The following is a 20204-nucleotide window of genomic DNA, read 5'->3' on the forward strand; positions in this document are numbered from 1 at the left end:
AGAGTAATGCGCAAGCCCGTCCTCGTCGGTACCGCGGCGTTGGCCATCCTGGCGATGGCCGCCTGCACCGAGAAGCCCGGCGACACCGCCTCCGGCGGCCCGATCGCGGTGAAGGCGACCGACGACTCCTGTGAGGTGTCCGCGACCAAGACCAAGGCCGGAACCGTGACCTTCAAGGTGTCCAACAAGGGCACCAAGGTCACCGAGTTCTACGTCTACGGCAAGGGCGACCGGGTGATGAGCGAGGTGGAGAACATCACGCCCGGCCTGACGCGCAAGCTCATCGTCGAGCTGCCCGCGGGCAAGTACCAGACCGCCTGCAAGCCCGGCATGGTCGGCGACGGCATCCGCGGAAAGTTCACCGTCACCGGCAAGTCCGAGAAACTCGACGCCGACGCCAACGTCAAGCAGGCCGTGAAGGACTACGAGAAGTACGTCTCCCAGCAGGCCGACTCCCTGGTGACCAAGACCAAGGAGTTCACCGACGCCGTCAAGGCCAAGAAGATCGACAAGGCCAAGGAGCTGTTCCCGGTGGCGCGCACCTACTGGGAGCGCATCGAGCCGGTGGCCGAGAAGTTCGGCGACCTCGACCCGAAGCTGGACGGCCGCGCCGACGACCACCCCAAGCGCGAGAAGGACCCGCAGTTCACCGGCTTCCACAGGCTGGAGTACGACCTGTGGAAGAAGAAGGACCTGTCGGACTCCGCCAAGTACGCCAAGCAGCTCAACGACGGCGTCCAGGAGGTCGCCAAGCGCGCCAAGAGCGAGAAGGTCGCGCCGCTCGACCTGGCCAACGGCGCCAAGGGCCTGCTGGACGAGGTCGCCACGATGAAGATCACCGGCGAGGAGGACCGCTACTCGCACACCGACCTGTGGGACTTCGCGGCCAACCTCGAGGGCTCCCAGGCCGCCATCGCGGCGCTGCGCCCGGTGATCGACGACCGGGACCCCAAGCTGGGCAAGCAGCTGGACGACCTGTTCTCCAAGGCCAAGAAGGAACTCGCCAAGTACGCCGAGGGCGACGGCTACCGCGGCTGGGACAAGCTGTCGAAGGACGACCTGAAGAAGCTGTCCGACGCGATCAACGCCCTGGGCGAACCGGTGAGTAAGGTCGCCGGGTTGGTTTCCAAGGGCAAGTAGGGGAGTAGTTGACGATGGAGCGACGCCAGGTCTTCGCGCTCGGGGCGGCCGGTGCCGCCGCCGCGGGCGCGGGCTTCGCGGCCGGGGCCACCATGGCCAGCCCCGCCGAGGCCCACGACCACGACGCGGCCAAGCCCGTGGGGTTCCACGGCGAGCACCAGGCGGGCATCACCACGCCCGCGCAGGACCGGCTGCACTTCGCCGCCTTCGACGTCACCACCGACAGCCGCGATGAGCTCATCGACCTGTTGAAGCAGTGGACGAAGGCGGCGAGCCGGATGTGCTCGGGCGACTACGCCGGACCCGGCGGAGCCGTCAGCGCCAACGTCGACCTGCCGCCGGACGACACCGGCGAGGCCCAGGGGCTGCCGGCCTCGGGCCTGACCGTGACCGTCGGCTTCGGCCCCTCGCTGTTTCGCGACAAGCACGGCGCCGACCGCTTCGGCATCGCCAAGCACCGCCCGAAGCTGCTGGAGGACCTGCCGGGCTTCGCCGGCGACGACATCGACGAGTCCATTTCGCACGGTGACCTGTGCGTGCAGGCGTGCGCCAACGACCCGCAGGTGGCGGTGCACGCCGTGCGCAACCTGGCGCGCATCGGCTTCGGCAAGGTCAGCATGCGCTGGTCGCAGCTTGGTTTCGGGCGCACCGCGTCCACCTCGGCCAGCCAGACCACGCCCCGCAATCTGTTGGGGTTCAAGGACGGCACCCACAACCTGAAGTCCGAGGACTCCGGGGACGTGAAGAAATACCTGTGGATCGCCGACGGCGACGGGCCCGGCTGGCTCATCGGCGGGTCCTATGTGGTGACTCGAAAGATCCGCATGATGATCGAGCCCTGGGACCGCACCATGCTGTCGGAGCAGGAGCAGATCTTCGGCCGCGACAAGTCCGAGGGCGCGCCGCTGACCGGCACCAAGGAGTTCGACGCCCCCGACTTCACGGCCAAGGACTCCTCCGGCCAGCCCGCGATCGCCGCGAACTCCCACGTCCGCCTGGCCCACCCGTCGCGGCACAAGGGCGTGCGGATGCTGCGCCGCGGCTACTCCTACGTGGACGGCTCGGACAACCTGGGGCGCCTGGACTGCGGGCTGTTCTTCATCGCCTACCAGCGCGATCCCGAGAAGGCGTTCATCTCGGTGCAGGACTCGCTGTCCACCTCGGACGGACTGAACGAGTACATCAGGCACACCTCCAGCGGCATCTTCGCCTGCCCGCCCGGCGTCGCCGACGACGGCAAGGACTACTGGGGGCGCGCCCTCTTCGCGCGGTAACGGTGAGGTGTCCGATACGCGCCAATGCCGAGAACCGGCCAGCTGAACCGGTTCACAAGCACCCGGTACCTCATTAGGCTCGCCTGCATACCCGTTAACCATCGTTAAGGCAGGCGAGCATGCGGCGCTTTCGAGACGATCCCCGCGTCGTCGCACCCCGGCTCAGCGACGAACCCGATCGTCCCCGGCGGCACCCGCTCAACGGCCCACCACGGTGAACCCCCAGAGGAAACCGCGCGCCGAGGAGACGAAAGCCACCCCGGCGCGCGGTTCACTTAATTGTCAAGCCAACCCCGCCGCGAGGCCTGGAGACCGGCCTGGAAGCGGTTGGCGGCGCCGAGGCGCTCCAGGAGGCGGTTGACACGGCGGCTCACCGTGCGGTTGCTGAGGCCCAGCCGGCGGGCGATCGCCTCGTCCTTGACGCCCGAGGCCAGCATTCCCAACAGCTCCCGCTCCGAGGCGTCCAGCGGTCCGCCCACGTCGTTGGCGCCGTCGAAAAGCGGAAGGGCGTTGTGCCACAAGGTCTCGAACAGCGCCGACAGGGCGGTGGCCAGGGCGGAGGGGTGGACCAGGACGGCGCTTTCGGCCGCGTCGGTCTTGGTGCTGATGGGCAAAAGCGCCCGGGAACCGTCCACCACCAGCAGCTTCAGCGGCACCTCGGGCAGCACCCGCGCCTGCTCGCCCGCGGCGGTCATCTTGCGGATGTTGTCGTACAGCTCGGGCATCTCCAGTACCTCGGCGGCGTAGATCGCCCGGTTGGTGACCCCGCTTTCCAGGCTGGACTGCTCGGCGTGCTCGATGGTGTTGGCCGCCGCGTACGGCGGGGTGTCCAACACCGCCACCTCGGAGACCGCCGAGGTGATGAGGGCGCGGACCGTGGTCCCCAGCTGGTGGCGGCCCTCGATCAGCTCCGTCAGCGGCGAGGCGCCGATGCGGGTCTGGCCGTCGGTGAAATCGCGGGTCAGGTCGGTCACGGCCGCCACGGCGCGCTCGATGCCCTCCTGCCTGCGGCGCAACAGGACCGTGACGCCGATGCGGGGGTCGACGGGCCGCAGCTGGTCGCCGTCGGCGTCTGCCAGGCCGAGCTCGGTGAGGCAGCCCGCCAGCGCGTCGATCTCGCCGCGGTCGACGCCGACGCGCTCGGCCAGCGCGTCGCGGTCCGCCCTCGGGTCGGCCAGGATCGCGCGGTACAGGCGTTCGGCGGGCTCGCTGAGCCCGACGCCGTCCAACAGGGGTCGCCGGGGGGTTGGCATAGCCACATCTTGCCCTGTCTTGTGGCGCAATGCATATAAAGGTGTCGATGAGTTGGACGCGAGGTGTGATCGCGGTGGCGCAAGGATGATGGCCCGAGCGCTGGACGGTAACATGGCCTGGCGCCTTTACGTGCCGGGACGGCAGGTCCCCGGGCACGGCGTGAAGGGCGAAGCAAGCGCGGTGAGAGGTCGTTCCCGCGCGAGATGACTATCCAGGGAGTGTGGACGTGCGTGGAGTGGTGCTGGCCGCGGGTCAGGGACAGCGGCTGAGGCCGGATACCGACAGACTGCCCAAGACCCTGCTGCCGGTCGACGGCGACACCACCATCCTCGACATCGCGCTGCGCAATCTGGTCGCCGCCGGTGCCGGGGAGATCGCGATCGTGGTGGGTTTCGCCTCCGAGGCGATCGAGCGGCGGCACGAGGACCTGAAGCGCCGCTACGGCGTCGACATCCGGCTGATCCACAACGACCGCGTCGACTGGAACAACGCCTACTCGCTGTGGAACGCCCGCGACTTCTACGCCGAGGGCGCCCTGCTGGTCAACGGCGACACCGTGCACCCCGGGTCGGTCGAGAAGACCCTGCTGGCCGCCGAGGACTCCGGCGTCCTGCTGGCCACCGACGCGGTCAAGACCCTCACCGACGAGGCCATGAAGGTGCGCGTCGACTCCGGCGGCGTGGTGAAGCGGGTGACCAAGCAGATGCCGGTGGACACCGCCTACGGCGAGTACATCGGGGTGTCCCGTTTGGGCGCCGACGTCACCGCCGCGCTCACCGAGGCGCTGGAACGCACCTGGCGCAACGATCCCAATCTGTACTATGAGGACGCCTTCCAGCTGCTGGCGGACGCCGGACCCCACGTCCACTCCGTACCGATCGGGACCGTGGAGTGGGTAGAGGTGGACGATCACGCCGACTGGGCCACCGCCCGGGAGGTCGCATGCCGCTGCTAGCGCGCACCGTTTCGACGCCGCTGGCCGTCGAGGTGCACGCGGGAGCGGTCTCCCACCTCGGCGAGCTGTTGGCCGACCGGCGCATCTCCTCCGGCGGCGAGGTCGCCGTCGTGGTGGGTCCCGGCGTCGGCAAGCTGGCCGCCGAGCAGGCCCGGCAGGGCCTGCGCCGCGCCGAGATCCTCACCATCACCGCGGGCACCCACGCCGACGCCATGGAGCTGGCCGACAAGCTCAAGACCCGCAACTTCGACGCCGTGATCGGCATCGGCGGCGGCCGGGTGATCGACACCGTGAAGTACGCGTCGTTCCTGCGCGGCCTGCCGATGGTCTCGGTGGGCACGAGCCTGGCCAACGACGGCATCGCCTCGCCCGTGGCGTCCCTCGACCGCGACGGCCACTCCATCTCGTACGGGGCGCACATCCCGATCGCCGTCATCGTCGACCTGGACTTCGTGCGGCGCGCCCCGGCGCGGCAGCTGCGCTCCGGCGTCGGCGACGCGCTGTCCAACCTGTGCGCCACCGCGGACTGGGCGCTGAGCCACTCCGCCACCGGCGAGCCGATCGACGGGCTGGCCATCGGGCTGTCGCGCGCCGGGGCCGAGGCGGTGCTGCGGCACATCGGCGACATCGGCGACGACGACTTCCTCACCACCCTGGCCAACGCCCTGGTGCTGTCGGGCACCGCGATGGCGGTGGCCGGCACCTCGCTGCCCAGTTCGGGCGCGTGCCACGAGATCGCCCACGCCCTCCAGGAGCGGCACCGCGACGCCGCCACCCACGGCGAGCAGGTGGCGATGGGCGCGCTGTTCGCCACCCATCTGCGCGGCGACACCCGGCTGTTCGGCGAGATGGCGTCGGCCCTGAAACGGCACCACCTGCCGAGGGTGCCTTCCGACATTGGTCTTACGGTTGATCAATTCGCCGAGGCGGTGGCGTACGCGCCCCGGACCCGGCCCGGCAGATACACGATCTTGGAGCATTTGTCCCTGGATGTTCCCGCCTTGCGTGACAGGATTACGGAATACATCAATGAGCTCGACATCTAAAGTCGCCGCGACAAAGCGGCGCGGCGTCCCCATCAACATCGGTATCACCGGACTGTGGCGGCATCGCCAGACCCTGAGGGTGCTCGTCCAGCGCGATCTGGCCGTCAAGTACCAGAAGACCGTGATGGGCTACTTCTGGTCCCTTTTGGAACCCATGGGGATGGCGGCGATCTACTGGTTCATCTTCGGCGTGGTGTACGGCGGCTCCACCCGGGCCGGGGTCCCGCACGACGTCTCCTACGGCCTTTACGTGGTGACGGGCATCTTCGCCTGGATGTGGGCCAGCTCGGCTATGAGCGAGTCCACGTCGAGCCTGACCTCGCAGACGAGCCTGATTACCACGATGCGGGTGCCGCGCGAGGTGTTCCCGGTGGCGCGGGTGTTCGCGCGGTTCGCGGAGTTCCTCGCGGGCATCCCGATCATCGTGGTGTTCGCGATCTTCGGCGGCGGCACCTTCGGCTGGCACCTGGTGTTCCTGCCGCTGGCCGTCATCATCCAGGCCACCCTGCTGACCGGGATCTCCTTCATCCTGGCGTCGCTCAACGTCCTGTACCGGGACGTGCAGCGCTTCATGCGGCTGGCCACCCGGATCCTGTTCTACTCGATCCCCACGATCTACCCGCTGTACCGGGTGTTGCACGCGCAGAGCATGCCCAACTGGGTCAAGGCCGTGTACCAGATCAACCCCTACGTGGGCATCATGCAGCTGCACCACGAGGCGTGGATCCCCGGCCTGAACCTGCTGAACTGGAAGATGGTGGTCACCAGCGCGGCCATCAGCGTCGTGGTCCTCTTCCTGGGCCGCTGGGTGTTCTATCGTCTTGAGCCGTCGGTCCTGAAAGAACTGTGAGCCCTTCCTCGATCGCTACATTCGACAGATTGGTATATCTAAATGCGTAGCGCGAACCTTCCCAACGAGTCCGAGTCGATCCTCACCTCGGGGGCGGCGCGTCCCCGCCTGACCTTCATCGGGGTGGGACCGCTGGGCGGCACCTACGCCGCCTGCTACGCCGAGCTGGGCTACGAGGTGCTGGGCTACGACGTCGACGCCGGACGGATCGAGAAGTTCGCCGCAGGCGAGATGCCGTTCTACGAACGGGGTCTGGACACGCTGGTGCGCAAGAACGTCGACAACGGACGCCTGCGCTTCACCGCCGATCCCGCCGAGGTGGCCGCCTTCGGCGACGTCCACTTCCTGTGCGTCGGCACGCCCTCGCGCCCCAACTCCGACTCCGCCGACCTGTCGTACATGGAATCGGCGGTGACCACCCTGGCCCCGCTGTTGAAGCGGCGCTGCATCGTGGTGGGCAAGTCCACCGTCCCGGTGGGCACCGCGGCGTGGGTGCAGCAGCTGATCGACAAGCTGTCCGACACCGACGTCCAGGTCGAGGTGGCGTGGAGCCCGGAGTTCCTCCAGGAGGCCAACGCGGTGGACGACGTGCTGCGCCCCAACCGCGTGGTGCTGGCCGCCCAGAGCGACTGGGCCTCGGAGCTGCTGCAGGCCGCCCACAAGGGAGTGTTCGAGCTGGCCGCCATGGAGGACCGCGAGGTTCCCCTGGTGATCACCGACTTCGCCACCGCCGAGCTGGTCAAGGTGGCCTCCAACGCCTTCCTGTCCACCAAGATCTCGTTCATCAACGCGATGGCCGACCTGTGCGACGTGGCCGGCGGCGACGTCACCGACCTGGCCCGCGCCATGGGCTACGACGCCCGCATCGGCCACCGCTTCCTGCGCGCGGGCATCGGCTTCGGCGGCGGCTGCCTGCCCAAGGACCTGCGCGCCCTGGCCGCCCGCGGCCGCGAGCTCGGCGTCGGCGAATCGCTGCGCTTCCTGTCGGAGATCGAGGACATCAACCTGTCGCGCCGCACCAAGGTGGTGCGGTTGGCCGCCGAGCTCACCGGCCGCGAGAACGGCCCCAACGGGCCCGAGCTGTCCGGCGTGAACATCACCGTCCTGGGCGCCACCTTCAAGCCCGACACCGACGACATCCGCGACTCGCCCGCCCTGGACATCGCCCGCCGGATGCGCTCCGAGGGCGCCACCGTCACGATCTACGACCCGATGGGCCTGGACAACGCCCGCGCCCGCTATCCCGAACTTCGCTACGCCCACAACCTTTCCGAGGCCGTGGAGGGCGCCGAGCTGCTGTGCCTGCTCACCGAGTGGGAGGAGTTCCGGCACCTCGACCCGGCCGCGCTGGGCGAGCTGGTGGCGCAGCCGCGCATCCTCGACGGCCGCAACGCCCTCGACCCTCAACTGTGGAAGAACGCGGGCTGGACATACCGCGGAATGGGACGTTGAGCAATGACCCGGAATGGTAGTCGGTTTCGGGCATAACATACCGACGAGTCTCAACTGTGGAACCACGTCGCGCGCGGACGCTATGACGGATCACCGGCGGAGGCCAAGGGCGGAACCCTGTCCCGGCCGCCATCGGAGCACGCCAATGACAACTCCGACGTGGCGTTCAGCCAGACGGGGCTCGACGACGGCGTCGCATGGAGACCGAGCCGCACGAGCCGCGCAGCCTCGCGGAGTCGTCCCACAAGGTGGTGCGGATCGAGACCGTCGGGCTGCGCACCTGGAGGGTGCGGGTGAAACCGGGGACCCGGCGGCACCTGAGCGGCGGGGAGTTCCTGAGGGAGGTCAACGCGGTGCTGGCGATCGTGCGGCACACCCACCGCGCCAGGTGAAGACCAGGTATCTGGGCCGCATCGGCCCGCCGCCGCTGAAACACTGACGCCGCAAGGGATCTCCGCGTCCATGCCGGGCGCGGGGGCCTATGCCTTGGCGGCCTTCCACGCCGTGGGCAGGCCGACGCCGGGGTCGGTCTGGCGGGCCACGTGCAGGTCGCCGTCCTTGCCGAGAACCGCCACGGCCAGGCGGCCCGAGCCGTCCACGGCCAGGCCGGGAGCGCGCTGCATCAGCGGGCCGGTGTCGCGCCAGGTCTTGGTGAGCTTCTCGCCGCCGGCGCCCAGCACCGCCAGCGAGACCGTCCCGCGGTCGTTGCGGGCGGCCAGCGCGATGCGTCCGTCCCAATCGGACGGCGCGGCCGCCGCGACCGGGCCGAAGCCGCCGTGCCCGCCCAGGTCGGCCTCGGCCGTCCACTCGCCCTTGTCGCGCAGCCGCGCGATGACGTTGGCGTTCTCGGCGTGGCGGCCGATCAATGCCAGCCTGTCCCTGCCCAGCACCACGACGGTGGGGGTGGCCACGGGGCCGCCCCCCTTGAGCAGCTCGTAGGTCCACCCGCCGTCGACGGTGTGGCGCCAGTGCGCGAATCCCTCCTCGGCGCAGCCGAAGATGTCGGCCGAGCCGTCGGCCAGGCCGACCGCGCAGATGCCGTCCTGGATCACGTCGCCGCCGGGCAGCTTCTGCCAGTCGTCCCAGCTGCCGTCCGGGCGCTGGATGCGCAGCGAGAGCTTGCGGTGGAAGTTGCGCACCGCCACGAACACCCGCCCGTCGGGCAGCCCGGCCGCCGCGGGGGTGCCCAGCAGGCGGCCGCGCTCGGCGTCTTCCTCGGGGTTGCCCAGGTCGTGCCAGGCGTCGCCCTGGGCGCCACCGAAGGCGAAGCTGCGCGCCAGCAGGTTGCGGCGGTGGTCGGAGGGCTTGGCGGCGTACTTGGCCGACACGGCGAACTCCCACCACACGTCGGCGCCCGCGGTCGCGAGACTGGAGCTCGGCAGCAGCAGGGCGTCGTGGGGGGTCAGCGAGCGGGTCCAGCCGGAGTCGCCGCGTGAGCCGTCCATCCACTGCGCGGTGCCGGAGGCGTGGGTGGTGGAGGCGAAGAGCCGTCCGTCCGCATTGGAGCGCAGCCACGAGGCGTTGCCCATGTAGCGGGTGTAGGTGCTCTTGCCGTAGTCGTGGGTGCCGATGGGCTCGGCGCCGATGTTGCGATCGCCGCAGCCGGTGGACGCGCCGCACTTGTAGTCGTCGACCCAGGCGTAGATGTCGAGGAAGGTTCCCTTGTCGCCCACGGCCTTGCCGCTGAGGTTCTTGGGCCAGCGGCGGTTGTAGTAGCCGCGGTAGGCCTCGTTGATGACGGCCGCGGGCGCGGACTTGGCGTCCCGCCACCGGTTGATCGCCTCGTTGACGAACAGGCCCGCGGCGGTGTGGTCGATGTGGTCGGAGTAGCCGTCCTGATCGGCCCATTGTGGAGCGTTGACGCCGTGCTTGATCGGGTCGGGGTCCGGGTCGAGGGTGCGCACCACGCCGGGGCGGACGGTGGCCATCAGCTCCACCAGGTTGTCCAGCAGCTTGGCGCGGCTGTAGCGGTAGGAGTCCTGCAGCGGCGAATCGGTGGGCACCAGGGTGTGGTGCTCGGAGGTGGCGCCCGTCCACAGGTCGTTGAGCCGCTTACCCTGGGAGCCCGGCTGACGGGAGCTGTCCTCCCACAAGCCCAGGAAGATCATCTCGACGTTCGGCGCCTTGTCCAATGTGGCCCGTTCGGCGCGGATGCCGTTGGAGAACTTCAGGACGCTGCGCTTCCACTTGGCGTCGCGGTCGTTGACGGCCATCTTGGCGTACGCCGAGCGCAGCCCCACGTAGCGGGCGGCGACGTAGCCGGAGTAGTCGGCCTGCTCGGCGTCGGGACCGTTGCGGCCGTTGTACTCCCCGCCGGTGATGTACACCGCCACCACCTTGCGGCCGCTCTTCAGCGCCAGGTGCACCTCGGGGTTGATGAAGTACAGATCGTCGTCGGGATGCGCGACGATGTGCATGTCGATATCGGACGGTTCATAGCGCCGATCGCCGGAATCGGGATCGTCCCCCTGGGACGCCGCGATCATCCACACGGGAATGATCGCCACTCCCACCGCACCGGCCGCGGAACCGAACAACACCCTCCGCCGCATTGATTCGTCCTTTACGGGTTACCTTTTGAAGGTGAGGGAATTGATGACCTGAATCGAGGCCTTTTCGCTCGACTTGTAATCCTTTTCCCACTGGCACCCGATCTGGATCATGCGGTATCCGTCGAAAAGGAAAGTATTGTCCTGGTGGATGACCTTCTTCTTGTCATCCGGGTCCTTGAAGGCGGCGCGCCGCACCACACCTCTTTCCTCATTGACCAAGGCCGCGTCCGGAATGCCGCCGTCGGTGTTCGACATTTCCTCGTCGAACTTCTTGACCACGGCCTCCTGGTCCTTGAGGTCCACGCCGACCTTCTCGTCCAGCAGGTAGGACACGACGAACACGATCTCGCCGGTCTTCACCCCGTCCTGCTGGTAAAACGTGGACTCGTACTTGTCGCTGAAGGGGACCAGGGGCTTCATGCTCGGGTCCTTGGTGAACCCGGAGGGTGCGTCGAAGTCGGGCTTGAGCAGGGTCTTGGAGTTCGACACGGCGGGGGAGGTCGAGTCGGCGCCGCCGGGGTCCTTGCCGCCGGTGGCGTTGTCCGGACCGCAGGCAGTGGCCAGCGCGCCCGTCAGCAGGGCGCAGCCGACGAGGGCGACAAGACGCCTGGTATTCACCGTGTCTCCAACCGTGAGGGGTGAGGTGTGAGCCGGCACAGCGTATCACGCTGCCCCAACCATTCCTGACCGAATGTATTGTGGTGCATGCGCATGGTGAGCCATTCCGAGACCCCCATCAATGGTATGTCGGGCATCAGAAAGGCAGATCCTCTATTCGGAGCGAAAACATATTCGAGTCGGTGAAATACGGGCGGACAATGACCGGTCCGCGCCGCGATTCGGCGACCGTCGCGTGTGGATAGACGAGGGTCTTCTTCTTGAACGGAACATCGTCGCGGACCTTCGCTACCCGAAGCTCCCGCTCGCCGTCGACCACCCACGCGTCCCACAGATCCGGGGAGGCGGCGCGGTGCGAGGTGAGCCACTCGCGGGGGATCGTGAAGCGCCCGTCGGCGGCGGCCACGTCCAGCCGCTTGGCGCGGTCCTTGCGCAGCCGCAGCACCATCGCGGCGTGGCCGCCGCCGACGGTCAACTCGACCGTGGTGTCGGTGAGGCGCAAGGCCTCCAGCTCGGCCAGCTTGCCGGTCGCCCAGTGCCGCACGGCCAGCAGGTCGTCGGCGTCCACGTACGGGATGGCGTGCGTGTCGGCGGCGGGATCCGGGTCGAGCAGGGCCCGGGCGTCGAGGTCGCCCGCGCGCACCCGCCCGGCGCCGACACGCACCTCCCAGGCGCCCTGCGGGTGCTTGGGCTCCAGCCGCAGCGCCGCGCGGAAACCGCCGTCCGCGGGGTGGGTGGGCGCCTCGACGGTCTTGCCGGTCTCCTGATGCACCAGGCGAACCGGGCCGGGATCGCGCTCGGCGGCCACCCGCAGGTTGAGCCGGGTGGCCGTGGCCGTGACGTCGACGCGGGCCGCCGCTTCAGCGGGGCGGTGCTCGGTGACGCCCGACGGCAGCGGCGGCTGGGCGCGCCGCGAGAACCGCTGGAAGCGCCGCTCCCTTCTTCCGGGCTTGGAGTCGACCAGCCGGGCGTAGACGTCGAGATGTTGGGCGGCAATGCTTTCGGGACCGAAGGCGGCGGCGTCGGCCATCGCCTGGACCGCGAGCTTGCGGCGGGCGTCTCCGGAGTCCATCAGCCGCGACAGCTCGGCGGCCATGGCGTCCACGTCGTCCGGCGGCACCAGGACGCCGTTGGCTCGTGAGTCGATGATCTCGCGGGGCCCGGAGTCGCAGTCGAAGCTCACCACCGGCACCCCGGCGCGCATGGCCTCCACAATGGTGAGGCCGAAAGCCTCGAAGGACGAGGTGACCGCCGCGATGGACGCCTTCGGCCACTCGGCGTCCAGCCGGGAATGCCTGCCCATCAACCACACCCGGTCGTGGAGCCCGGCGTCCATGATGGCGGAGCGCAGCCGCCGCTTCTCGGGTCCGTCGCCGTACAGCCGCAGCCGCCAGTCCGGATGGCGGTCGGCGACGCGGGCGAAGGCGTCGATCAGCAGGTGGTACTGCTTGAGCTCGACGAGCCGCCCCGCGGCCATCAGGATCGACGAGTCCTGCTTGGACGGCGGAAGTCCGGTGGCGGGCACGGCATTGGGGATCGCCGTGACCGGAGTGGCGCCCGCCAGCGCGGCCTCGTAGTCCGCCGCGTCGGCCCGCGAGACGGGAACCACCGCGTCCATCGCCGCGATCTCGCGCAGCGCCATGGCGCGGTCGTCGGGGTGGTAGCTGGACAGCGGCGTGTGCGCGTGCGCCACGGTCACGGTCCGCTCGCCGGCCGCGGCCACCGCCACCGCGTGCATCCACGGCTTGGTGCTGATCAGGACGTCGGGGCCGCGCGCCTCGCACAGCTCCGCGACTCGCGCGATCGTGAGCTGATTGGCCAGCGCGAGATCCTGCGGCGGATCGTCGACGTGCAGAGTGGACTCCCGCTGCGCCAGCGCGGCGTCGGCGGCGGACAGCTCGGCGCGCGGCTCGCCGGAGCGGGCCACCTCGTCGTCCGCCCGCCGATCGTAAAGCGAAAATATGCCGATGCCCGGATCGATGTCGAACTTCGGGCGGTTCCAGGTGCGCTCCAGGGAATACAGCTCCACCTCGTGGCCGGCGGCGGCCAGCGCGTTGGCCAGCGTCACCGTCGCGCGAATCCCGCCCCCGATGCCGAACACCCCGTTGGACAGGAACGCGATCCTCATCGTCGGTCGTCCTTTGTGGCCAGGCGGGCGATGGCGCCGGTGAACAGCTCCTGCGAACCGCGCGGCTCGTCCCCCAGCAGATACCGCATGTTCTTCAGGCGCTTCTCGCTCATGGCGTCGGCGTCGTTGTCGTGCACCTGCTTCACGATCTCCTCCAGGCCCTGAGTGGACGAACCGAGCAGGTAGGCGCCGGCGGCGGCCGTCACCTGGCCGGTGAACTCATCGGCGGGCAGGTCCGATGGATTGCAAATGACGTAAGGCTTCTGGCTGATGATGAAGTCGCTGACCACACTGGACACATCCGAGATCATCATGTCGGACTCGTTGAAGCAGTCGTACAGATGCGGCGTGGCACCCAGCACGGTGCGGTGGTTGACGCGCGGGTGAATGCCCCAGAACATCCGCGCGATCTCGGTCTCCATGGCGTCCAGGCGATCGATCTGGGCCTGATCGGTGAGCCGATTGTCGCGGGCGCGGTGCGTGGAGTCGGTGCGCGGCGGCTTCGCGGTCAGCTCGGCGTACTCGGCGGGCAGGGCGTCGCGGCGGCGCTTCAGCTCCTCGCAATCGGACAACTCCCGCGCTGTGGCCGGCTTGGAATCGTTGTCCTCCTTCAACAACCGCATGATCTCGGCGTGCGCCTCGCGCGTGGCCGGGCTGCGCACCCCCGTCAACGGATGCGGCTTGTAGACGACCCGCAGGTCGAACGGCAGCGACAGCAGGTGCTCCACGATCGCCGGGCCCATCTCCGTCACCGAGGTGACGTCGGTGTCGTCCGTCCAGCCCTCCCAGGTCGGCGCGTACAGCACCGTGAACAGTCGGGACGGCCGCGGGCGTCGGGTGCGCACCTTGTCCAGCTGGGGGCGCCCCACCTCGATCATGTTCTCGTCCGCCACCCCGGAATTGGCCGCGTGGAACCGATCCCGCGCCGCCCGGCCCGCAACGAACACCCGGTCGTAGGCCTTGCAGAACGGGTTGGCGCTGGCCGCCTTGTCGCTGTCGCCGTGCCCGATGAACACGTGCGACATCTCGGTGTGGCGCAACAGGTGGATGTTCTTGCCGGTGTTGCCGACGTACAGCGCCACCTTCAGGCTCGGGACGTCCAGGTTCATCACCTCGGAACCGCCGGTCAGACACACCACCGGCGCCGTGGTGCGCCCGATCCGCTCGATGTGCGCCCGCTCCCGCACCAGGATCATGAAGCGCCGCCCCATCCGCTCCAGCGCCGGAACCCACATGTCCACCTGGTAGGCGTTGTTGCCCAGCTTCGGATCGAGGCTGTAATACAGCACCACCTCGGGCCGGTACTCGCGCAGCTCCCCGAACACCACCGAGTTCGCGAAATCCTTGTCGCTCAGGTGCCTCGACCGCACCGCGTGCCACAACAGCCCGCCCGCCATGAACAGCGCCACCGCCCCCGACACCGCCACCCCGGCGATCGCGACAAGCGCGTCGTGCGTCAACGCCGCGCCCACGGCCCCCAGCGCGATCGGCACCGTCAGGTGCAGCAGCCGCCGCTGCCCGCCCCGAAACAGCAGGGGATTGGGCGCGTTGGGAATCCGCAGCGCCGAAAGGTCCACATTGCGCGTCAACACCTGGAGCCGGCGGCACTTGCGGACATACGTCTGCTCGGCGGTGATCAACAGCCGCAGGAAATGCGTGGCGAACAGCCCCAGCGAGACGGTGACCACCGTCGCCGTCGGGACGTCCAAGCGCAGCAACAACACCACGGCCAACAGGTCCCGCACGATGAACCGCTGCGACTGCCCGGCCCCCACCGACCCCGCGTGCAGCAGGATCGTCTCGGCCCGCCGCACCGCGAAGTACTCCGCCACGTACGCCGCCATCAGCGCCACCCCGAACGCCACGGGTGCCGCCGCCAACGCCGCGGCCACCAACACCAGGTGCGCCGCCACCAACGTCACCATGACGGCAGCCGACACCACCCGGTTCCTCTTCATGCTGCGCCACAGGATGGTGGTAATCGACTGCGCGGCCATGTTCTCACTCGCTCCGGCTCTCGGTATCGGCCAGCTCCTCCAGGCTCGGCTCGGTCTCCCCGCGCCGCACGTCGATGATCTGACCGGTCAAGGTGGACACCAAAACATCCAAAGAGGTGTGTGCCACCGAATCCGCCGTCAAGAGCGTATCCGGCGCCTCCTGCCCGAAAGCCTTGGTGCGCATGGGAGTCGCGGTGCGCTCCGGGTTCACGCAGTTCACCCGCACCCCGTCGGCGGCCCACTCGTCCGCCAGCGCCTGCGTCAGATTCACCACGGCGGCCTTCGTCGACGAGTACATGCTGTACCCCGCCCGCCCCCGGGTGTACGAACTCGACGTGTACAACAACAAGGCCCCGCCGGTGTCCCGCAGGTACGGCAGGCTCAGCCGCGCCACGTTCACCGGCGCCAGGAAGTTCACCCGCAGCGCCTCGTCGATCACGCCCGGCCCGAACTCGTCCAACCGCCCCTTATGGAGCTGCCCGGCGGTGTTCACCACGTAGTCGATGCGCCCATGCTCCGCGTACACCTCGGCCAGCGCCCGCCCCACGGCGTCGGCGTCCTCCACATGGGTCCCGGTCGTCGACCGGCTGAAGCTGGCCACATTGGCGCCGTGCCGCGCCGCCAGCCCCACGATCGCCTCCCCGATCCCGTAGCTCCCCCCGAACACCACCAGGGTCTTGCCCGCCAGAGCCGCGAAGTCATGCCCCTCGGTCCCCGCCCGCGGCGGCACCCGCGACGCCAACTGGAACAAACGGTCCACAAGATACACATCGATCGGATGCGTCACCTTCATGTTGTGCTCGGTACCCGCCACCACATGAATCGGCACCTCCGGCATGTACCGCCGCACCACGCCGCAATCGTCCGTGGTCGTGAACGCGGGATCGGCCGCCGCCAGCTCGTACGCCCGCCGCAACAACCCCAACCGAAACCCCTGCGGCGTCTGCCCCCGCCGAAACCGCGAGCGCTCGGGAATCGTCGAGATCACCTCGTCGTCCGTCGTATCCACGGTGATCAGGGTGTCGGCCGACGGAATCGCCACGTCGATGGCCTCATACCTGTCCAACGCCGCCACGCAATCGCGCAGGATCCGCTGATCCACCAACGGCCGCACGGCATCGTGCAACAAGATGTTGCAATCCCGATCCCCCAAAGCCTCGATCGCCCGCATCGTGGTGTCCGCCCGCGTCCCGCCCCCCTCGAGCACGGCCCGCACCTTACCGAACGCCTGATTGGCGACGATCTTCTCCACGTCCCGCACAAACCCCGGCGTCATCATCACGTAAATCTCATCGATCACCTCGCTGGCCTGAAACACGGCCAGGGTGTGCTCGATGATCGGCTTCCCGGCGACCTTCAACAACTGCTTGGGCACCGACAACCCCATCCGCTCCCCGGTCCCCCCGGCCAGAATCACGCCAACGGTGCGCGGACGCGCCGAGGCGGCATTGGACATAGCGGCGATGTGACCCATGAGCAGACTGGGGTTCCTTCGTGGGTAGAGGGGTTCACTTGTCGTACAACCTAGGGCGGGCCCGCCACACGTGAACGCGGCGTGAACGGGCTCACCCATTACACGCATGGCATGAAGGTTCGGATGCATTCCCCCAAAGACACTTCGGACGCCCCCCGCGAAACTACCCAAACAGCGGAGCAACCCGCCAGAAACACTGCACACCTGTGAGCAATCTCGAACCAAACGGCCGATACGGTCAAACCCGTCCGCGTTTTAATGACCCTGGTTAATCGGCGCCGAAATCTTACATAACACTTTGACGTCGCCCCACCGGTAACTCTGCGTACACGCGCTCCACGCGCCCCGCGATGACCAGTGCCAACGCCCGCCACCCCCGTCACCCAGCGTGAGACCCGCCCGCCACCCCACCCCGCCGCGACACTCCCCCCTGGTCATCGCCCCGTCACCGCTTGAAGGTGTTGCACCCCATTGTTATGGTGCTTTTGAGCCCACAACGGGAACTTCGTCACGCCAAGGACCACGCGCATGGGACACCCACACCGGCACGCCAGCACCGCCCGTACCTCGGGCGCCCCAACGTCAAACATCGACTACAAGGGAGTCAACGTCGATGTGACTGATGTGCGGAGCTTCGCCAAGGCCCTGATCGCCGAGGCGGACCATCTCGGGGATCACGCGGGGAAGGTGCAGAAGCAGTTGACCAATCCCGGTGGCAAATACGAGGCAGTGCAACCGATCGGTGCCGATCCCAGGGAGCATTACCTGCACAACGTCGCCACCAGTCAGGAACGCACCATGGGAGAAACCGCCCAGCTTCTCAAGGCGGTTGAGGTGGGCATGCGCAACCTCGGTTACATCACCCAACGCTTGGTCAATGCCTACGGGAGCGAGGACGGCATTAACGCGGCGGGATTGGATGGCGTCAAGTCCGTGATTGACAGCGCCCATGACGAATCGGTCAGCACGGCGAGCAGCGCAATCGAGCGGGGAGGAATCGAAGGATGAACGGCGGCGAGTACGACGGCCTCACGATCCACGACCTTCACGAGATCGTCTCCACGTACCAACCCGAGGCCATGGGCGACCAGGCCCAGGGCTTCGCGAACGCGGCCGACGTCTTCAAGACTCTGAAGGAAAACCTCGACAGGCACATCAAGACGATTGAGGGCAAGCTTGACTCAAAGGCCGCCAAGCCGTTCTTGGACGAAATCCACAAGACCAGGAACGTCCTGAACGACGCGCATGAGCTCTCGACCCGAAAGTCGGCGGCCTGGAGCGAGATGGCCGGTATCGCCCAACACAACAAGGATCACGTGGGCAAGCTCTACAAGGAGTACAAGGCGGCAAAAGGCGACGCCTCCGACAAGTACGACCACGAGCTGGTCAAGTACGCGGGTAACCCCTCCAAGTACCTCCTCGAAAACGGCGGCACTCCCACCGAACCGGACAACCACGCGATCCGCCAGCACTACGACACCAAGGCGCGCAACCTCATGCAGTCCGCGATTCCGGACTATGCGCCCCACGTGGGCCCTGCGATCGCGCCACCGCCGCCGTATAAGCCGTTGCCGGTGCCAAACGATCCAGGTTGGACGCCTTGGCCCGGTACGGAGAAACACTGGGGCAAACATGGCGACGGCGGCTCCAACGCCACGGACACCGCCGGTTTGACGGCGACCTCATACGGCGGCAACGCCGCCGGAGCCCACAATCCTCTGCTGCAAAGTGGCATTACCGCTCCAGTGACGTCGCCCGGCCCAAGCCCCATGCCTACGCCGACGCCCGGTGGCGGGATGCCCTTGCCTCCCACTGGACTGCCGGTGGGCGGAGTCCCGCCGCTGGGCAAGACACCGGCACCCCCGGTTATCAAGCCAAGCATCAACTCGATGACCGAGCGCCCGGTACCCGGCCGCCTCGGTCCAACCTCCCGCACCCCCGGCCTGCCGAGCCGCTCCAACGCGACCAGTCGAATAGCGCGCACCGCCCGCGGCGGCCTCCCCGAGGAGAACGAGAACCTCAATGGCCGCTTTGGCCGAGCGGGTCGTGGTCTGGTCAAATCCCAAATGGAGCCACAAGACCGCACGGGACTACCCCGTAAATCGGGCGAGGTCATGGGCCGTCGCGCAGTGCCCAAGTCGACACCGGCCGTGGAGGAAGAAGCTCAGACCAGGGCGACATCGCGTGCGCTTCGCCCGGTGATTCGCGGCGTGAAGGCAACCGGCCGCCCTGCCGCGGCCGATGTCGAACCGATGGACAACACCACGCGCGGTTATTCATCCCGAGTGATCGGCGCCAAACCCGGCCGATTCACCAGGGCATTCTCGCGGACACCGCTGGTCGCCAAGAAGCTCGAGCACGGCGCGGGCGGAAAGGTCTTCGCCAAGCGCCCGGAGCCAATCTCGGCTGAGCGCCAATGGGCGAAAAAGGCGATCGCTGAGCGCCGTGCCCGCCGCGCGAAGCTCCAAGCTCAATCCGATGGTCTGTCGCGCCCGGTCATCGGAAACGGCATCACCCACCCGGGCCAGCTCGACCACCCCGCACCCGAGGTGGACAACCCGGAACCGGAATCCCTGTGGACCAGCCCCGCTACGGTCCCCGGGATTATCGGTCAGCGTCGTCCCATCCTTGACGTTGGCCACGATCCTGGTCCCGGTGTCATCACCTCACGCGCTGACGCGGATGAGGAGTCGATTGAGGAAGCCCATGATCCTGGGCCGACCTCATTCAGCGACCGGCGGTCGCAGGCCGACACGACCAACTGGCCCCAATAAACAGACACCGCGATGAGTGTCTCCCTGACGATGTGTTCATCCTGGCAATGATCACCGCTTTTGGTCGTACGTCACTGTTTTGGAGTAGGTGCCATGGTTCGTCGGCTTGTCGCTAGCGTCATCGCTTTGTTCGCCGCTGCGATATTCGTAGCTGTGTCACCGTCCGCGGCGTATGCGGACGCGACACGGGACAAACAGTGGTATCTCGATTCCCTTCGAATCAACAAGGCCCACACGCTGTCACAGGGAGCCGGAGTCACCATTGGACTCATCGATGGTGGAGTGGACGCGACTCACTCTGACCTTAAGGGCAATATCAAGGCGGGCGCGGACTTCGGCGATTCCAAGGACAGCGGTTTGCACGACTCTGATGGCCACGGCACCGGTATGGCCTCCATTTTGGTCGCACACGGCCACGGCAAAGGGCATGCCCAGGGAGTTATGGGCATCGCGCCCAAGGCAAAGCTCATCTCCTACGGCATCGACTGCGACATACACTGCACCGGCAGGACCGGCAGTGACGGAGTCGCGGATGGGATCAAATGGCTGACAGACAAGGGCGTTGACATAATCTCGATTAGCTTGGGAGCTACCCCATCTCCTGATGCAGTTAAGTACGCCACCGATAAAGGAGTGGCTGTCGTTGCTTCTGCGGGAAACGATGTATCCGACTTTGGACCTGGCATTGGA

The 20204-nt window shown here is 67.8% G+C and carries 16 protein-coding genes; 10 read left to right on the forward strand and 6 right to left on the reverse strand.

Annotation, left to right across the window (positions count from 1 at the left end):
* The first annotated feature begins 6 nt into the window (after window positions 1–6).
* Together efeO and efeB are read left to right on the forward strand one after the other, a co-directional pair.
* Window positions 7–1140, forward strand: coding sequence for an iron uptake system protein EfeO (gene efeO / locus VE172_RS03655; RefSeq protein ID WP_324797313.1), 1134 nt, complete (start codon window positions 7–9; stop codon window positions 1138–1140).
* A gap of 14 nt (window positions 1141–1154) precedes the next feature.
* Window positions 1155–2414 carry an iron uptake transporter deferrochelatase/peroxidase subunit gene (gene efeB, locus VE172_RS03660; RefSeq protein ID WP_324797316.1) on the forward strand — a complete coding sequence of 420 codons (1260 nt, stop codon included), beginning with the start codon at window positions 1155–1157 and terminating at the stop codon, window positions 2412–2414.
* A 275-nt stretch (window positions 2415–2689) separates the two neighbouring features.
* Here the strand turns inward: efeB and VE172_RS03665 are convergent, their stop codons facing one another.
* The gene (locus VE172_RS03665; protein WP_324797319.1) at window positions 2690–3667 is read right to left on the reverse strand and encodes a helix-turn-helix transcriptional regulator; all 978 of its coding nucleotides are present in this window, start codon (window positions 3665–3667) and stop codon (window positions 2690–2692) included.
* Window positions 3668–3894: 227 nt separating this feature from the next.
* On the opposite strand from VE172_RS03665, the gene VE172_RS03670 reads away from it, so the two are divergent.
* The 5 genes from VE172_RS03670 to VE172_RS03690 all read left to right on the forward strand — a co-directional run bounded on the left by VE172_RS03670 (window position 3895) and on the right by VE172_RS03690 (window position 8363).
* A complete protein-coding gene (locus VE172_RS03670; RefSeq protein ID WP_324797321.1) occupies window positions 3895–4623 on the forward strand; it encodes a phosphocholine cytidylyltransferase family protein in 729 nt (242 codons plus the stop codon).
* Entirely contained in the window at window positions 4611–5669 is a 1059-nt protein-coding gene (locus tag VE172_RS03675) for an iron-containing alcohol dehydrogenase family protein (protein WP_324797323.1), read from the forward strand. The genes VE172_RS03670 and VE172_RS03675 overlap by 13 nt, the downstream gene beginning before the upstream one ends.
* A gap of 31 nt (window positions 5670–5700) precedes the next feature.
* Window positions 5701–6519, forward strand: a complete 819-nt coding sequence (locus tag VE172_RS03680; RefSeq protein WP_349258242.1) for an ABC transporter permease — start codon at window positions 5701–5703, stop codon at window positions 6517–6519.
* A 42-nt stretch (window positions 6520–6561) separates the two neighbouring features.
* Window positions 6562–7971: a UDP-glucose dehydrogenase family protein gene (locus VE172_RS03685; protein WP_324797328.1), complete on the forward strand. Its 1410-nt coding sequence runs from the start codon at window positions 6562–6564 to the stop codon at window positions 7969–7971.
* A 197-nt stretch (window positions 7972–8168) separates the two neighbouring features.
* A complete protein-coding gene (locus tag VE172_RS03690; protein ID WP_324797330.1) occupies window positions 8169–8363 on the forward strand; it encodes a hypothetical protein in 195 nt (64 codons plus the stop codon).
* A gap of 87 nt (window positions 8364–8450) precedes the next feature.
* Here VE172_RS03690 and VE172_RS03695 read toward each other — a convergent pair whose 3' ends face one another.
* The 5 genes from VE172_RS03695 to VE172_RS03715 form a co-directional block, all read right to left on the reverse strand.
* On the reverse strand, window positions 8451–10523 hold the full coding sequence (locus tag VE172_RS03695; RefSeq protein WP_324797332.1) for a PIG-L family deacetylase: 2073 nt from the start codon (window positions 10521–10523) through the stop codon (window positions 8451–8453).
* 18 nt (window positions 10524–10541) lie between these two features.
* Window positions 10542–11141 carry a hypothetical protein gene (locus VE172_RS03700; protein WP_324797334.1) on the reverse strand — a complete coding sequence of 200 codons (600 nt, stop codon included), beginning with the start codon at window positions 11139–11141 and terminating at the stop codon, window positions 10542–10544.
* 136 nt (window positions 11142–11277) lie between these two features.
* Window positions 11278–13269, reverse strand: coding sequence for a glycosyltransferase (locus VE172_RS03705; RefSeq protein ID WP_324797336.1), 1992 nt, complete (start codon window positions 13267–13269; stop codon window positions 11278–11280).
* Window positions 13266–15227, reverse strand: coding sequence for a hypothetical protein (locus VE172_RS03710; RefSeq protein ID WP_324797339.1), 1962 nt, complete (start codon window positions 15225–15227; stop codon window positions 13266–13268). Before VE172_RS03710 ends, VE172_RS03705 begins: the two co-directional genes overlap by 4 nt.
* A gap of 43 nt (window positions 15228–15270) precedes the next feature.
* Window positions 15271–16722 (reverse strand): SDR family NAD(P)-dependent oxidoreductase, encoded by a 1452-nt coding sequence (locus VE172_RS03715; protein WP_414715059.1) that lies wholly within the window; start codon window positions 16720–16722, stop codon window positions 15271–15273.
* Window positions 16723–17268: 546 nt separating this feature from the next.
* On the opposite strand from VE172_RS03715, the gene VE172_RS03720 reads away from it, so the two are divergent.
* From VE172_RS03720 to VE172_RS03730, 3 genes are all read left to right on the forward strand, one after another.
* On the forward strand, window positions 17269–17748 hold the full coding sequence (locus VE172_RS03720) for a hypothetical protein (RefSeq protein ID WP_324797344.1): 480 nt from the start codon (window positions 17269–17271) through the stop codon (window positions 17746–17748).
* On the forward strand, window positions 17745–19514 hold the full coding sequence (locus tag VE172_RS03725; RefSeq protein WP_324797347.1) for a hypothetical protein: 1770 nt from the start codon (window positions 17745–17747) through the stop codon (window positions 19512–19514). Before VE172_RS03720 ends, VE172_RS03725 begins: the two co-directional genes overlap by 4 nt.
* A 126-nt stretch (window positions 19515–19640) precedes the next feature.
* The coding region (locus VE172_RS03730; protein WP_324797350.1) for a S8 family peptidase at window positions 19641–20204 on the forward strand (564 nt) is incomplete at its 3' end.

It is taken from the genome of Stackebrandtia sp., from assembly GCF_035643755.1.
In the GTDB taxonomy this organism is placed as follows: domain Bacteria; phylum Actinomycetota; class Actinomycetes; order Mycobacteriales; family Micromonosporaceae; genus Stackebrandtia.